We start from the raw sequence: 15,358 nt of genomic DNA, 5'->3' as shown, positions 1-15,358 counted from the left end.
TCGAGCCAGGACCCACCTTCCGTCCGACGCGTCGCGGCGCGTCAGCCCGTACCGCCGACCTCCAGGCTGGCCAGGGTTGACTCGCCCCGGAGCAGGCGGCGCCCATCCCGCCAGACGGTCAACCTGAGCCGCGCGGCGAGGTGGTGTTCCACGGTGAGATGGTCCCGCCGGCCCGGCACCGGGACGGGCAGCGGCAGGGCCGGAGTCCCGCCCGAGGACTCGCCCTCGACCTCCACCCGATACCGTCCGTTCCTCGCCAGGACCCGCCACTGACCGGCGTGGGTACCCCCGCGCACCACGGCCAGTGGCGGGACCAGGCGCACCACCTCTCCCCTGAGCCACATCACCAGTCCGTTCACCGGGGCTCCGACCGGGCCCAGCGCCAGGTGGCCCCCGGCGAACGCCAGGGACACCTCGTCACCGGCGACGTCCTGGGCCTGCCCCCACCACCAACGACTGGGGAACCCGCGGCCCCAGCTCTTCTCCGCGTAGACCTGCGACCGGGACAGGTCCCACACGACCGTCCCCAGCCTGACCCGCCCGGCGACCCGGGCACCGAACAGGTGGGGGTGCCAGTAGTGGTTCAGGCCGGGCAACAGCCCGAACAGGCCCCCGCCCGGCAGGGCGCGGCGGGGCCACACCCGGGTCGGCTGCAGCCGTGCCTCGAGTTCGGCGCCGCTGCCGACCCGCACCCGGAGCCGCCCCTCGGCGTAGTCCAGTATCCGTCCCGCGCGCAGCCGGTACGCGTCCGTGGCTGCCCAACCCTCGTCCACCGGGCTCCAGTGGAGCTGGCCACCCGGCTCGGCGGCCAGCAGCACCGTGGCCCAGGGCCCGCGCCGGTGGCGGTTGATTCCGCAGGCGACCAGGAGCACGGTACGCCGAACGGGGTCGGTGAACCGCCACAGGTACCCCTCCATCGGCGCGTGGTGGGACGGCAACGGGTCGCCGTACGGCAGGTCCCCGCCCATGCCGCGCCAGGCGGTCCGCAGCGCGGCGGCGGCCCGGCCCACACCGGGCGGGGCGGTCATCGGGCCGTCCCCGGGGCGGGACCGAGTTCGCCGGCGCCGGGTGCCGCACCGGCTCCCGGCGCGGGGGTCGGCTCCGTACGGACCCCGGGGTGCTGGGCGGAGGGGGCGCCGGTGCCGGTGCGGGGGCGGCCCCTGCGGAGGGTCCGCAGGAGCCAGAGCGCGAACACGCCCACCGTGGCCACCGCCAGCGGGCCCCAGGCACCGGGGATCGGCCGGCCCCGGGCCAGCATGTCGGCCAACAGGCCCAACGACAGCGCGCAGGAGGTGAACGGCAACTGCACCGAGGACCACAGCGCCACCGACTCCGCCCGCTCCGGGTCCCGCGCCGCCCCACTGACCAGCAGCCGCGTCACCCACCAGGGCACCGGGGCCAGTACCAGGACCGCCAGCGCGGCCGGTACCGGCAGGTACCCGGCGAGCGCCAGCAGCACCACGCCGGGGTGGACCACGGCCTGGGTGGCGACGTAGGCCCGTACCGCGCGCCGCGGGCCCAGCGCCCCGGCCAGGGTCAGCTTGCCGACCCTGGTGTCGCCCTCGATGTCGCAGAGGTTCATCACCAGGCACCGCGCGACCTGCAGGGCGCAGACCACCGCGGTGCAGCCCAGCAAGGTCCCGCTGACCGGCCCGGCCTGGAGGAGGGCGGCCAGCACCGGACCTATCCCGTACAGCACCACCGCGCAGGTGGCCTCCCCCATGGCGCGGTAGTTCAGGCGGGCCGGGGGAGCCGTGTAGAACCAGGCGAGGGCGGTGAGGGCGGCGGCGGTCAGCCGGGCCGACGGGGTGGGCATGACCGCTGTCAGGCCGACGCCGGTGAACAGCAGCACGAACGCGGCGCCGAGGCCGGCCACCGGGGGCAGCAGGCCGTCCACGAGGACGCGGCTGCCACCGGTCCAGGAGGTGGGGGCGGGGTTGGCCCGGTCCGCCTCGAGGTCGAAGTAGTCGTTGCTGAAGTGCGTCATCAGGTGGGTCACCCAGGCGAAGGCGACCGTCACCACGTACCACCGGGGGCTGAACGCGCCGGTCTCGTGGACGGCGACGGTGACGCCGAGACCGACCACCAGCAGGCTCTGGAAGAGGAACTTGACCCGGGCGAGCCGGACCACCGCGCCCAGGGTGCCGGTGGTGGTCATGCGGGGGGTTTCGACGCCACGAGGATGCCGTGCGGTGTCCACCCGGGGCAGGCGTGGCGCCGCACCTCGGCGAAGCCCGCCGCCCGCAGGCACTCCTCGTGCAGTCGCCAGGGGTAGATCATGCCGCCCTCGGCCGGGAGGGACGCGAAGTAGACGCTGTCCAGGGCCGCCACCAGGGGGCCCTCTCCGGAGTCGTGCGACATGGAGTTGAAGACCACCACCCTGCCCCCGGGCGGCAGCGCGGCGTGTGCCTTGCGCAGCAGGGCGGTGTTCTCCTCCGGCGTCCAGATGACGAGTTGGTGGGCGAAGAGCACGCAGTCGTGCCCCTCCGGGAAGGGGGCGGTGAACATGTCGGCGGCCACCACCGAGATCCGCTCGGCAAGGTCCGCCTCCTCGATCCGCTTGCGGGCCAGGGTCGCCGCGGACGGCAGGTCGAGCACGGTCACACGCAGCTCGGGATTGGCCCGGGCGAGCGCGATGGCGTTGACCGCCTCCCCGCCTCCGCAGTCGAGCAGGCGGTGCGTGGCGGACAGGTCCAGGGTCTCCACCAGGTGCCCGTTGGCGAGCTGGGACCAGGAGCGCATGTAGCGGTAGAAGACCTGCTCCAGCCGCGGCTGGGCGGCGATCCTGCGGTACAGGTCGGCCCCCTCCCCGGGAATCCGGCGCAGCCCGGCGTTGGTGTTCCGGCGCAGCGCCTCGGTGAAGTCCACCTGGCCGGGGTAGACGATGTGCTGCTCGAAGGCGACGGTGTTCCGCAGGTGCTGCCACTCGCCCTGTTCCATGAGCCAGGTGATGACCGGGGCCACCCGGTACTGGTCGGCGTTCTTCCGGGTGAGCCCGAGGGCGGTGCAGCCGAGCAGCAGGATGTCGGTGGCGCGGTCGGCGAGGCCGAGGCTGTCCCCCACCTCCTGCGCGGTCAGCGGCCCGCTGCTCGCCAACAACTCGAACAGACCGAGTTCACAGGCCGCGTTGAGGCACTGGAAGGCGGAGTGTCCGAACAGGATCAGGGACAGGCGTTCCAGATCCGCTTCCTGTGCCCGGGGAATTCCGTCGTCGTCTTCCCGCTCCTCCGGAAGACTGCCCTGGCTGCTTGCGGGCCTTACCGGCATGGCACGTCCTTTCTCCGTGTGGTCCGCGGGGATCGTGACAGAATCCGTTCCTGGGAATGGGGAGGACGTCACCGGAAGGCGAATACTCAGATAGTCGTAGTCGTTGTGGGTGTCGCCCATCTGATGGTTTCTCACCGCACTGGTCCTGGCTCCTCGAAACGCGTCTCAGAATTTGTTAGGAATGCGGCCAGGCCGCCGTGCGCCTTTTTCGCCGCCGCGAGCCTTTTCTGACCGGTGCCGAGGAGGCCCCGGCGGACGGGGCCGGACGAGAGGAGTCCCATGCCGAGCGAGACGAGCCTTGCGGGTGGGGCCCCACCCCCCGCCCCTCCCGCTCCCGCGGCGCCGCGCCCCGGACCGGTGTCCTCGCGCCCGGGCCCGGCGGCCGAGGCTCCCCGGACCGGGGCCGCCGGCGAGGAGGGCTCCGAGTTCGCCCTGCTGGGCATCGACCACCTGCGGCTGTGCGTGGGCAACGCCTGGCAGGCGGCGCACTTCTACGTCTCCGCGCTGGGCATGACCCCGTTGGCCTGGCGCGGGCCGGGGGCCGGCGGGCGGGAGCACGGCGAGTACCTGCTGGCCTCGGGCCAGGTGCGGTTCCTGGTGACGGGCGGCGCCGAGCCGGACAGTGCGGCCGGCCGCTGGGCGGCCCGCCACGGTGACGGGGTCAGCGACGTGGCGTTCGCCGTGCGGGACGTGGACGCGGCCTTCGCGTACGCGGTGGCCCGCGGCGCGACCGGCCTGGTGGAGCCGCACACGGTCGCGGACGACCGGGGCGGGGTGCGGACGGCGGCGCTGGCCGGCTACGGGCCGGTGCGGCACACCCTGGTCGACCGCTCGGGGTACGGGGGCGCGTTCCTCCCCGGGTTCCACCCGCTGCCCGGCCGGTCGCCCCGTCGGGAGCTCTTCCACACCGTGGACCACGTGGTCGGCTGCGTGGAACGCGGCCGGATGGACCACTGGGTGGACTTCTACCGGCGGACCATGGGGTTCACCCCGACCGTCGAGTTCGTCGGTGACGACATCGCCACGGAGTACTCCGGGTTGATGAGCAAGGTCCTCACCGACGGCACCGGTCGGATCCGGCTGCCCCTGAACGAACCCGCACCCGGCCGGCGGCGCTCCCAGATCGAGGAGTACCTGCACTACCACCAGGGGCCGGGCATCCAGCACGTGGCCCTCGAGACGGACGACATCGTGGCGGCAACGGACGCCATGCGGGCCGCCGGCGTCGAGTTCCTGGCCACCCCGGACACGTACTACCAGGACCCGGCGCTGCGCGCCCGCATCGGACCGGTGCGGGTGGACCTCGCCGACCTCAACGACCGGGGCATCCTGGTGGACCGGGACGAGGACGGCTACCTGCTCCAGATCTTCACCCGACCGCTCTCCGACCGGCCCACCTTCTTCGTCGAGCTGATCGAACGTCACGGCTCGCGGGGGTTCGGCAAGGGGAACTTCCAGGCGCTGTTCGAGGCCGTGGAACGGGAACAGGCGCGCCGCGGCAACCTCTGAACCTCCCTCCGCACCCGTTCCCACGCCGTCGAGAGGCCACCTCGTGATCGACCCCACCGCGACCACCGAGTCACCCGTCGCCCCCGGCGCGGCGGCCCGCGTTCCCGACGGCGCGGCGCCCACCGGGGCGCCGGCCGAGGTGATCCCCGCCCAGGGCCCGGCGGGTGGTTCTGACGCCGACGTGATCGTGGTCGGTGCCGGGCCCGGCGGCTCGTCGGCCGCCTACCACCTCGCGCGCTGCGGCGTGGACGTGCTGCTGGTGGAGAAGGCGGAGTTCCCCAGGGAGAAGGTGTGCGGGGACGGCCTCACCCCCCGGGCGGTCCACCAACTCGTCCGGATGGGGATCGACACCTCGGCCGCGGGCTGGGTGCGCAACCGCGGGCTGCGGTTCGTCTCGGGCCGCCACCGGGTGGAGCTGGACTGGCCGGAGGGTCCCCGCTTCCCCGGCTACGGCCTCACCAGGACCCGGATGGACTTCGACGAGTTGCTGGCGCGGCAGGCGGTGCTGGCCGGGGCCCGGCTCCTGACCGGGACCCGGGTCACCGAACCGGTGCTGGACCACGGCGGCCGGGTGGTCGGGGTGAGGGCGCTGGCCGGCCCGGAGCGGCGCCCGGTCACCTTCGGCGCGCAGGTCGTGGTCGCCGCCGACGGCGGCCCGGCGCGGCTCGCGCTCTGCCTGGGCCTCGAACGACGCCGGGACCGACCGGTGGGCACCGCGATCCGGCGGTACTACCGCAGTCCCGCCAGGCACCGGGACCCGTACCTCGAGTCCTGGCTGGACCTGCGCCGCCGTCAGGACGGGTGCATCCTGCCCGGCTACGGCTGGGTCTTCCCCCTGGGTGACGGCCGGGTCAACGTCGGTCTCGGGGTGCTCAACAACGCCAGGACCGGGTCGTTCGACATCCGCACGATGCTCACCGAGTGGCTGGCGAGAACCCCGGCCGAGTGGGGGTTGCGGGAGGAGAACGCCGCGGGTCCCGTCCGTGGGGCCGCCCTGCCCATGGGTTTCAACCGCGTCCCCCACTACCGGGCGGGGATGCTGCTGGTCGGCGACTGCGGCGGGATGGTCAACCCCTGCAACGGTGAGGGCATCGCCTACGCGATGGAGTCCGGGGAGCTGGCCGCGGAGGTCATCGTCCAGGCCCTGGCCAGGCCCTCCGGGCCCGGCCGTGAGCAGGCGTTCCAACGGTACCCAAGGGAGCTCCACCACCGGCACGGGCGGTACTACCGCCTGGCCACCGGGTTCGCCTCACTGATGGCCCGTCCCGCGTTCACCCGCCTGGTCACCCACGAGGTGATCAGGTCGCCGGCGGCGATGGGGCTGATGGTGCGGGTGCTGTCCAACCTGGTGGACGGGTCGAGCCCGGACCTGGCCGACCGGTTGGTCAACCTGGCGATCAGGACGGTGCCGGTCCGCACGCCGCGGGACCGGTCGCTGTCCCCACCGCGTTGACGCCCCCGCCGACCCAATCCTAGGGTTCTGGGGTGAACAATCCCTTCCGTCAGCTCTCCCTGGACGAGTTGTCACAGCGCACGAGCGTGAAGTGGCGCACCTTCCCGGACGACGTGCTCCCGCTGTGGGTGGCGGAGATGGACGTCCCCCTGGCCGAGCCGGTGGTCGAGGCGCTCACCGCGGCGGTGGCCCGCGGGGACACCGGCTATGCGACGGGCTCGGAGTACGCCGGGGCGCTGGACGCGTTCGCCACCGAGCACTGGGGCTGGCGGGTGGACCCGGCGCGGACCGCGCTGGTGCCGGACGTGATGCGCGGCGTGGCCGAAGTGCTCGCGCTGGTCACCCGCCCCGGGGACGCGGTAGTGGTGAACCCGCCCGTCTACCCGCCGTTCTACCAGTTCGTCGAGCACATGGACCGCCGGATCGTCCGGGCGCCGCTCGGCGCCGGGCACCGACTGGACTTCACCGTGCTCGAAGAGGCGTTCGCCGGGGCCGTGGCTGACGGGCGGACCGCCGCCTACCTGCTGTGCAGCCCGCACAACCCCACCGGCACGGTGCACACCGCCGAGGAGCTGCGCACCGTCGCCGAACTGGCCAGCGCCCACGGGGTCCGGGTGGTGGCCGACGAGATCCACGCGCCGCTGGTGCTCCCCGGCGCCACCCACGTGCCGTACCTGTCCGTGCCCGGCACGGAGAGCGGGTTCGGCCTGCTGTCGGCGTCCAAGGCGTGGAACCTCGCCGGGGTCAAGGCCGGGCTCGCCGTGGCCGGCGACGCCGCCGCGGCCGACCTGGCCCGGATTCCGGCAGGGGCGCTGCACGGCGCCAGCCACCTGGGGGTCATCGGCCACTCCGCGGCGCTGCGGCACGGCGGCGCCTGGCTCCGGGCGGTGCTGGCCGGCCTCGAGGAGAACCGGCGGCTCCTCGACGAGCTGCTGGCCCGGCACCTGCCCGAAGTCGGCTACCGCCAGCCCGAGGGGACGTACCTGGCCTGGCTGGACTGCCGCGCCCTGGGGCTGGGGGACGACCCGGCGGCGGTGTTCCTGGAGCGGGCCCGGGTCGCCCTGGTTCCCGGGCCCGACTTCGGCGCCGGCGGTGCCGGCCACGTCCGGCTGAACCTGGCCACCTCGCCCGAGGTGCTCACCGAGGCCGTGCGCCGGATGGCCGCGGCGGTCTGACGGTTCGGCCCCGCTCCCCCCGGTACCTCGGGGCCGGGCCCGCCGATCAGGCCGTCACCTCGTCGAGGCGGACCCTGGCCCCGGTCCGCTGCGAGCCGTTCCAGTCCGCGCCGAGGTCGCCGAGACGTTGGGTCTCCGGCATCGGGTACTCCGCGTCGGGCATCCCCGCCGGGTGTGCGAAGGCCCCGGTGAAGGCGGTCCTGGTCTCCACCGGGCGTCGGTGGCGCCCCAGCGGAACGGAGTCCATCGGCTGTCGCGCACCCGGGATGGTCGGGGACCTCCTGGCCCGCTCGCCCGTGGTCAACTGCTGGATGCGGCTGACCAGGGTGCCCAGGTCGATGCCGAGTTGTCTGGCGAGCGCCTGCTGGTCCACGCCCGCGGTCCACCCCTGCAGCAGCAGCGAGTCCATCGCCGCTGGCCAGGACTCGGCGATGGCCGGCGAGGTGCTCGGCTCCTGGCACGGCTCGCTGCCCGTGGACGCCGGTGGCGTGGTCTCGCGTCCCCACGGCGGCGACGCGGTCTCGCCGTGCTGCTCCTCCCCGTACTCCGACGCGGCGTTCAGCACCGTCTCGGCCGCCTTGCGCGCGGCACCCCGCCCGACCCGGCGTCGGGAGAGCCGTACGCTGCGCTCGGCGAGTCCGAGGAGCTGGGCGACAGCACCGTCGTTGCCCACGGTGACGCTCAGGGCCGCCAGCATCCGGGTGCGTTCGGACTGCGCCTCCTCCAGGGCCGCCTTCGCTTCCTCGACCCGTTCGTCGGCGAGGCAGAAAGCTTCCGCCAGCAACGAGTTCCGCTCCCAGATCTGCCGTGACTCCACGCCCGGCCCAACCCCCACCTCGATGACGAGGTCACGCCGGCCCCGCCCATGCCACCTGTTCACCGTATTCGTACGACGGACACTCATAGGGACGAACGTTCATCGGCCCGGACGCCCACGGGGCGGGACCTCCCCGGGACCGCCGCCCCGGGCGGTGCCCCGCGGGTACGGGCGGTGAACCGTACCGCCGGGCGGGGACCGACCCCCTTCGGGCACCCGTGCCCGCGTTGGGCGTGTCGCGGTGCCGGAGTGACGCGGCGGGCCCAGGGTGATGGTGTGGTGGGGTGAGTGGACCGCACACGGGCCGATGGGACCTGATGGGGTGATCGGATTGTCGGAGACAGGTCGCGCCGTCCACGGTGCCCCGTGCTGGGTCGGCCTCCTCGCACGGGACCTGGACCCGGTGCGGGACTTCTACTCCGCCCTGCTGGGCTGGGACTACGTCACCGACGGCCTCCGCACCTCGGTGATCGCCCGACTCGGCGGCACTCCGGTGGGCAGTCTGTTCCAGGACAGCAGTTTCACCCTCTCCTGGACCCCGTACTTCGGCGTCGACAACGCCGACATCGCCGCCGAACGCATCCGGGAACGGGGCGGCACGGTGGCGGTGGGGCCGATGGACATCCCCCAGAGCGGCCGGGTGGCCTGGGCCGCCGATCCCTCCGGGGCGGCGTTCGGGATCTGGCAGGGTGTGGACCGCGGGTGGCGCCTGGGCGGTGGCCGCGGCACCCCGGCCCGCCTCGAGCTGCGCACCCGGGACGCCTTCGCCGCCGCGCTGTTCTACGGCGGGGTGTTCGCCTGGGACCGGGCGGACCCCCAACGGTTCGAGATCCGCTACGAGAACGACCGGGTGTTCCTGCTGATCGACGGGCGTCGGACGGCCGGGCTGTTCGGCGGCGCGGTGGAGGCCGCCCCCGACCCGCGGGTGCGGCCCCGCTGGCACGTGTACTTCTCGGTGGACGACGCGGACCTCGTGGCCGCCGAGGTCCGGGAACTGGGCGGCGAGGTCGAGGAGGAGCCGCACGACACCCCGTACGGGCGGGTGGCGTCGTTGCGGGACCCCCAGGGCGGGCGGTTCAGCATCACCACCGGCGAGTAGGGCGGCCGACGGGCACCGGTACCCGCTGGTCACACCGGCCGGGCGTCCGCCGGGAGCTGCGGGGCGGGCCGGCCGGGCGTCAGCCGGCGGACGGCGTCGCCCATGTGTTCCTCGAGCAGGCCGACGAGCGTCCGCTCGTCGCCGTTGCGCAGCGCGTCGATGATGGCGGCGTGCTCGTCGACGAGGTCGATGGGCGCGCTGTACCCCACGGTGAGCGCGGAGAGGCACATCCGGGTCTCGACGAACAGCGTCTCGGCCATCCGCCGCAACCGGGGGCTGCCGGACTCGGCGACCAGGGTCTTGTGGAGTTCCATGTCGGCTGCCGCCAGGGCGGCCCGGTCCCCGCGCTCGGCCGCCGCGGCCATGGCGCGGAGGGGTCCCGTGAGCCGGTCAGCGGTGCGCCCCGGGTCGTTCCCGATCACCAGGCGACAGGCGGCGACCTCGATCGCGGTGCGGGAGAGGTAGATGTCCCGGACGTCGTCGTCGGTGAGTGAGGCGACGAAGACGCCGCGGTGCGGTTCGCTGCGCAGGATGCCCTGTTGGACCAGGCGCTGCATCGCCTCGCGCAGCGGTCCCCGGCTCACTCCGAGCTGTCCCGCGAGCTCGGCCTCGGCCAACTGCCGCCCGGGCTCGAGGGTGCCGTCCATGACGGCCTCGGTGAGCCGGTTGGCGATGACCACCGCTGCCGGTTCCCGTTTGACCGGCCCGAGCCCCTGTGTAGCCGCCATGCCTGCGGTCGCTCCCTTTTCGGACGTGCCCTGGCGTGCGTCGGTCCCGCCGCGGCCCCGCCGGTACACGAGGGGGCCGCGGTGCACGGCGCACGGACGGGGTTCCCGGCCGGCCGCGGATGTCGCCTCGGCCCGCCTGCACCGGGTGTCCCGGATGTGTGGAAGCCGACGGAGGGGCGCTGCCGGTGCGCGGCGCCTGCCTCCGGGCCGCTGACGGCTACCGGTCTCGAAGTATACGGACGGATCGGTGGATTGTTGACAGTCTGCAGATCCGCGGCCGCTGCGCGTCACATGTCCAGGGCGACGTACTTGGTCTCCAGGTACTCATCGATGCCGACCCTGCCACCCTCACGGCCGAGCCCGGACTGCTTGACGCCGCCGAAGGGGGCCGCAGGGGTGGAGACGATCCCCTTGTTGAGGCCGACCATGCCCGACTCCAGGCGTTCGGCGAACCACACCGCCCGGCGCAGGTTCTCGGTGAACACGTAACTCACCAGGCCGTGCACGGTGTCGTTGGCGAGGGCGAGCACCTCCTCGTCGGTGTCGAAGGTGATGACGGGGGCGACCGGGCCGAAGATCTCCTCCCGGCACACCTCGGCGTCCGCCGGCACCTCGGCGAGCACGGTGGGCGCGTAGTAGTACCCGGCCTTCCCGGCCACCGGACCGCCCTCGAGCACCGGCTGGGCGCCGGCCGCCAGCGCCTGGTCCACCAGCCGGCCCACCTTGTCCCGGGCCGCGGCGTCGATGAGCGGACCGACCTGCACGCCCGGTTCTGTGCCCCGACCGACCCTCATCCCACCGAGCCGGGCGGCGAGCCGCTCGGTGAACTCCGCGGCGACCGAACGGTGGGCGTAGAGGCGGTTGGCCGCGGTGCAGGCCTCACCGATGTTGCGCATCTTGGCCTGGAGGGCGCCCTCGACGGCCCGGTCCAGGTCGGCGTCGCGGCAGACGATGAACGGGGCGTTCCCGCCGAGCTCCATCGAGGTGCGCAGCACCTGTTCCGCGCTCTGCTCGATGAGTTTACGGCCCACGGCGGTGGAGCCGGTGAACGACAGCTTGCGGACGCGGCCGTCGCGCAGGAGAGGTTCGACGACCTCGCCGGCCCGGGTGGTGGTGACGATGTTCAGCACCCCGTCGGGGAGCCCGGCCTCCGCCATGACCTCCCCGAGGGCCAGCATGCTCAGCGGCGTCTGGGGCGCGGGCTTGACGACCATGGTGCAGCCGGCGGCGACCGCGGGACCGATCTTCCTCGTGCCCATCGCCATGGGGAAGTTCCACGGCGTCACCAGGACGGTGGGCCCGACCGGCTGCCGCATGATCAGGATGCGTCCGTTGCCGTCCGGCGGGGCGTGCCACTCCCCGCTGATCCGCACCGCCTCCTCGGCGAACCAACGGAAGAACTCGGCGGCGTAGGCGACCTCCCCCCGGGACTCGGCGAGTGGCTTGCCCATCTCCAGCGTCATCAGCAGCGCCAGGTCCTCCTGCCGCTCGAGCAGCAGGTGGAAGGCGCGGCGCAGGATCTCACCGCGCTCCCGGGGGGCGGTCGCCGCCCACGCCTCCTGGGCGGCCACCGCCGCCTCGAGCGCGTCCAGGGCGTCGAGGGGCCCGCCGTCCGGGACCGAGCACAGCGGCGTGGCCACCGAGGGGTCCTCGACCTCGAAGGTGGCGCCGTCGGCGGCGCCGCGCCACCGTCCGCCGATGAACAACCCCTTGGGGACCCGTTCGACCACCAGCTTCTCGCGCGTGTCGCCGGTCACGCTCTCCACGTTCGCCCAGCCTCCCTCTCGTCCCGCCGGTCGCTGCCGGCGGGTACGGGGCGCGTCGAACGGCCCCTTTCATGGACATTGGCCGGCAGCCATGCTTCCATGACGGAAGGTTGTTGACAATCCTACGAAGTTGGAGCGGGCATGCCCGAGCTCTCCCCCATGCTCAAGCAGGCCACCCCGGTGCTGGCCGCGCGCGGAGAAGGCGTCCACCTGTACGACGAGGAGGGGCGCAGGTATCTGGACTTCACCGCGGGGATCGGCGTGACGAGTACCGGCCACTGCCACCCGGCGGTCGTGCGGGCCGCCCAGGAGCAGGCGGGCTCGCTGATCCACGGTCAGTACACGACGGTGCTGCACCGACCGCTGCTGACCCTCACCGAACGGCTCGGGGAGGTGCTGCCGCACGGGCTGGACTCCCTCTTCTACTCCAACTCCGGCAGCGAGGCCGTCGAGGCCGCGGTCCGGCTGGCCCGGCACGCCACGGGCCGGCAGAACATCGTGGTCTTCCAGGGGTCGTTCCACGGACGCACCATGGGGGCCGCCGCGCTGACCACCTCGTCGGTGAAGTTCCGCGCCGGGCTCGGGCCGCTGATGCCGGGGGTGTCCATCGCCCCGTTCCCCGCCGCCTTCCACTACGGCTGGGACGAGCAGACCGCCACCGACTTCGCCCTGCGGGAGCTGGACCACCTGCTCGCCACGGCCTGCGCGCCGGCCGACACCGCCGCCTTCCTGATCGAACCGGTGCTCGGCGAGGGCGGTTACGTGCCCGCCAACGAACGTTTCCTCGCGGGCCTCAGGGAACGCGCCGACCGGCACGGGGCGCTGCTCATCGTGGACGAGGTGCAGACCGGCGTGGGCCGAACCGGGCGGTTCTGGGGCCACCAGCACTTCACCGGCGACGACCGGGTGCTCCCCGACATCCTCATCAGCGCCAAGGGGCTGGCCAGCGGCTTCCCCCTGTCGGCCATCGCCGCGCCCCGGTCGGTGATGGAGAAGGCGTGGCCGGGTTCCCAGGGCGGCACCTACGGGGGCAACGCGGTGGCCTGTGCGGCGGCGATCGCCACCCTGGACGTGATCCGCGAGGAGAAACTGGTGGACAACGCCGCGGAGCAGGGGGCGAGGCTGATCGCCGGGCTCCGCGAGGCCGCGGCCGGCCGCCTGGAGATCGGTGACGTCCGGGGGCTCGGCCTGATGGTGGCCTCGGAGTTCGTCGACGCGGACGGCCGCCCGGACCAGGCCGCGGCCGGACGGGTGCAGCAGGAGGCGGTCTCCCGCGGGCTGCTGCTGCTCACCTGCGGTCCCATGGGCAACGTGGTGCGCATGATCCCGCCGCTCGTGGTCACCGCCGAGCAGGTGGACGAGGCACTCGGGGTGTGGTCGGCGGCGCTCGACGCCGCGCTGTAGCGCTCCCGCTTCCCCCGGTCCGCGCCAGGGCGGACCGGGGGACGGCCTCCACCCGTTAGGGTCCGCGGCGCGCCGCTGGCGCAACCATCTCGGTGCCCCGGCGTTGACCAGGGCCCGGCCGGGCGCCCGAACCGGCGGGAGCGGCGCGTCCCACCGACTCGACGCGTCGGGTGCTCCCCGGGGCGGCCGGACCGGGTCGAGACCAGTGGAGGCCCGGCATGCACATCCAGATCATCACCGCGGGCACGTTCGGCTCCGTCGCCCCGTACACCGGGCTCGGGCACCGCCTGCGCGCCGAGGGCCACGAGGTGGAGGTCGTCACGCACGCCGGGTTCGGCGACGCGGTCACCTGCTGCGGCATGGGCATCCGCGGCCTGTCCGCGGACCCGTTCGACCGGTGGTTGCGGACCCACCTCCGGGCCCGCCGCGCCCCGCGCTCCCCCGGTGCTGCCTACGCACTGGCCCGGGCCACCCAGCGGGCGGCGGTCGCCCTGGTGGACGGGATCGTCACCGCGGTGCACGACAAGACGGAACTGCTGCTGCTCTCCGCGCTCACGGCACCGATCGGGGCGGTGGTGGCGGAGTACCACGGCATCCCCAGCATGGGGGTGTTCCTCCGTCCCGAGGAGCCCACGGCCGCGTTCCCGCCGTACGCACTGCACCGGGGTCCCTGCGGACCCGCGAACCGCCTCGCCGGCCGCGTGGTGAACACCGTGTGGGACGGCCTGTACGCCGCGGCCAACCGCCGGCTGCACGCCCTGCTCGGACTGCCCCGCCGCGGCACCCGCGCGCTGCGCCGCACCCGCAGCCGCACCCGGTGGCCGGTGTGGCACGGCTACAGCCCGAGCGTCGTGCCCCGTCCACCGGACTGGCACCCGGGCCTTCGGGTGGCCGGGTACTGGTGGCCGCACGAGTGCCCCCGGTGGCGGCCGGACCCCCTGCTCGTCGACTTCCTCCAGGCCGGCCCCGCCCCGGTGTTCGTCGGCTTCGGCAGCGTGCTCCCCCGCGATCCCGAGGAGGTGAGCCGGACCGCCGCCACCGCGCTGCGCCGGGCCGGGATGCGCGGGGTGGTGCAGCAGGGGCGTGCGGGCCTTCGGGTGGTCAACGACGACGTGCTGACCGTGGGGGACGTCCCGCACCACTGGCTGTTCCCGCAGATGGCGGCGCTGGTGCACCACGCCGGGGCGGGGACCACCGGGGCCGGTCTGCGGGCCGGGGTCCCGGTGGTCCCCGTTCCCGTCCTGGCCGACCAGCCCTGGTGGGCGTCGCGGTTGGTGCGGCTCGGGGTGGGGCCCGACGTCCTGCCGTACCCGCGCTTCTCCGCGCCCCGGCTGGTGTCCCTGGTCTCCCGGGCGGTCAACGACCCCGCGCACCAGCGCCGTGCCCGCGCCGTGGCGACCCTCCTGGCCGGGGAGGACGGGGCCGGCGAGGTGGCCCGGGCGGTCGCGTCGCTGGCCCGCTGAACCGCGGCCCGGCGGGCGGTTCCCCGTTGGCCGACCCGGCCTGACCAGGGCCGTCCCGGTGCAGCGGCGCACTGGGGCCTGCCTGAGGACGGCCACCGCAGGGGGATTCACCCGTCCAGCCGTGGTCTCCGAAACCCTCCGGCGTCGGACGCGTTGGTCAGTGCCTCCACCCGCTGACGGGTCGGAGGGGGGCCCTGGGGCCCGACCACCGTTCCGAGAGGATCCGACACCATGTCGCGCTTTGCCAAGGCCGCCTTCGTGACCACCACGACCGGCCTCGTCCTCGCCGGTGCGGCCGCGCCAACCCTGGCGGCCACCGACGCCGACGCCGCGGTAGCCGGCTCCACCCCTGGTCTGTTCCCCGGCCGCTCCGCACGGTTCGCGGCCGACGGCTCCGCCCTGCTGGGACCGGTTCTCGGAAACGTCGGGGGCGCGCACGGCTCCGGAGCCGCCGCACTGTTCGGCCAGGGCCCGGCACTGCACCGCTGAACCCCCGTGCGGTGGCCCCCGGTCCCCAGGACCGGGGCCCGGTCGTCGCGGCGGCACCCGCGACCCGGCAGTGACCGCGGGCGGGCACCCACTTCGCGCCGGACCCGAGCACCCGTGCCGCCCGTCGGGCCGGTCCGGTGCCGGAGTTCGGCGGCACGCCACGCCGGCAGTTGGACCGTCAGTTCAAT

The 15,358-nt window shown here is 74.1% G+C and carries 13 protein-coding genes; 7 read left to right on the top strand and 6 right to left on the bottom strand.

All coding sequences use genetic code 11. From position 1 onward, the window contains the following. Positions 1–41: 41 nt before the first annotated feature. Genes A3IG_RS0127755 through A3IG_RS33465 form a run of 3 tightly spaced genes read right to left on the bottom strand, consistent with a single transcriptional unit; the run spans position 42 to position 3,267 of the window. Positions 42–1,028, bottom strand: coding sequence for a tocopherol cyclase family protein (locus tag A3IG_RS0127755; protein ID WP_018386854.1), 987 nt, complete (start codon positions 1,026–1,028; stop codon positions 42–44). Beyond that, positions 1,025–2,158, bottom strand: coding sequence for a prenyltransferase (locus tag A3IG_RS33470; protein ID WP_018386853.1), 1,134 nt, complete (start codon positions 2,156–2,158; stop codon positions 1,025–1,027). Before A3IG_RS33470 ends, A3IG_RS0127755 begins: the two co-directional genes overlap by 4 nt. Continuing rightward, the gene (locus tag A3IG_RS33465; RefSeq protein ID WP_018386852.1) at positions 2,155–3,267 is read right to left on the bottom strand and encodes a methyltransferase; all 1,113 of its coding nucleotides are present in this window, start codon (positions 3,265–3,267) and stop codon (positions 2,155–2,157) included. The genes A3IG_RS33470 and A3IG_RS33465 overlap by 4 nt, the downstream gene beginning before the upstream one ends. A gap of 357 nt (positions 3,268–3,624) precedes the next feature. Here A3IG_RS33465 and hppD point away from each other — a divergent pair, with 357 nt between their 5' ends. From hppD to A3IG_RS0127730, 3 genes are read left to right on the top strand one after another with little or no spacing between them, the layout of a single operon-like run. Then, positions 3,625–4,776: a 4-hydroxyphenylpyruvate dioxygenase gene (gene hppD, locus A3IG_RS0127740; RefSeq protein ID WP_018386851.1), complete on the top strand. Its 1,152-nt coding sequence runs from the start codon at positions 3,625–3,627 to the stop codon at positions 4,774–4,776. 43 nt (positions 4,777–4,819) lie between these two features. After that, entirely contained in the window at positions 4,820–6,229 is a 1,410-nt protein-coding gene (locus tag A3IG_RS0127735; RefSeq protein WP_018386850.1) for a geranylgeranyl reductase family protein, read from the top strand. A 32-nt stretch (positions 6,230–6,261) separates the two neighbouring features. Then, positions 6,262–7,404 carry a MalY/PatB family protein gene (locus tag A3IG_RS0127730; protein ID WP_018386849.1) on the top strand — a complete coding sequence of 381 codons (1,143 nt, stop codon included), beginning with the start codon at positions 6,262–6,264 and terminating at the stop codon, positions 7,402–7,404. A gap of 46 nt (positions 7,405–7,450) precedes the next feature. Here the strand turns inward: A3IG_RS0127730 and A3IG_RS31600 are convergent, their stop codons facing one another. Then, positions 7,451–8,221, bottom strand: coding sequence for a hypothetical protein (locus A3IG_RS31600; protein WP_018386848.1), 771 nt, complete (start codon positions 8,219–8,221; stop codon positions 7,451–7,453). Positions 8,222–8,543: 322 nt separating this feature from the next. Here A3IG_RS31600 and A3IG_RS0127720 point away from each other — a divergent pair, with 322 nt between their 5' ends. Further along, entirely contained in the window at positions 8,544–9,320 is a 777-nt protein-coding gene (locus A3IG_RS0127720) for a VOC family protein (protein WP_018386847.1), read from the top strand. A gap of 29 nt (positions 9,321–9,349) precedes the next feature. Here A3IG_RS0127720 and A3IG_RS0127715 read toward each other — a convergent pair whose 3' ends face one another. Together A3IG_RS0127715 and A3IG_RS0127710 are read right to left on the bottom strand one after the other, a co-directional pair. After that, positions 9,350–10,048, bottom strand: a complete 699-nt coding sequence (locus A3IG_RS0127715) for a GntR family transcriptional regulator (RefSeq protein ID WP_026220740.1) — start codon at positions 10,046–10,048, stop codon at positions 9,350–9,352. 287 nt (positions 10,049–10,335) lie between these two features. Further along, positions 10,336–11,814 (bottom strand): NAD-dependent succinate-semialdehyde dehydrogenase, encoded by a 1,479-nt coding sequence (locus A3IG_RS0127710; protein ID WP_018386845.1) that lies wholly within the window; start codon positions 11,812–11,814, stop codon positions 10,336–10,338. A gap of 141 nt (positions 11,815–11,955) precedes the next feature. On the opposite strand from A3IG_RS0127710, the gene A3IG_RS0127705 reads away from it, so the two are divergent. The 3 genes from A3IG_RS0127705 (at position 11,956) to A3IG_RS31595 (ending at position 15,170) form a co-directional block, all read left to right on the top strand. After that, complete coding sequence (locus A3IG_RS0127705; protein ID WP_018386844.1) at positions 11,956–13,218, top strand: aspartate aminotransferase family protein; 1,263 nt, start codon at positions 11,956–11,958, stop codon at positions 13,216–13,218. Between the two features lie 218 nt (positions 13,219–13,436). Continuing rightward, the gene (locus A3IG_RS0127700) at positions 13,437–14,681 is read left to right on the top strand and encodes a glycosyltransferase (protein ID WP_018386843.1); all 1,245 of its coding nucleotides are present in this window, start codon (positions 13,437–13,439) and stop codon (positions 14,679–14,681) included. Positions 14,682–14,912: 231 nt separating this feature from the next. Continuing rightward, positions 14,913–15,170 carry a hypothetical protein gene (locus A3IG_RS31595; RefSeq protein ID WP_018386842.1) on the top strand — a complete coding sequence of 86 codons (258 nt, stop codon included), beginning with the start codon at positions 14,913–14,915 and terminating at the stop codon, positions 15,168–15,170. Positions 15,171–15,358: the final 188 nt, after the last annotated feature.

The organism is Wenjunlia vitaminophila DSM 41686 (genome assembly GCF_000380165.1).
GTDB lineage: Bacteria > Actinomycetota > Actinomycetes > Streptomycetales > Streptomycetaceae > Wenjunlia > Wenjunlia vitaminophila.
Note: the sequence above shows the minus strand (reverse complement) of the source record. Positions and strands in the feature narration are given on the sequence as shown.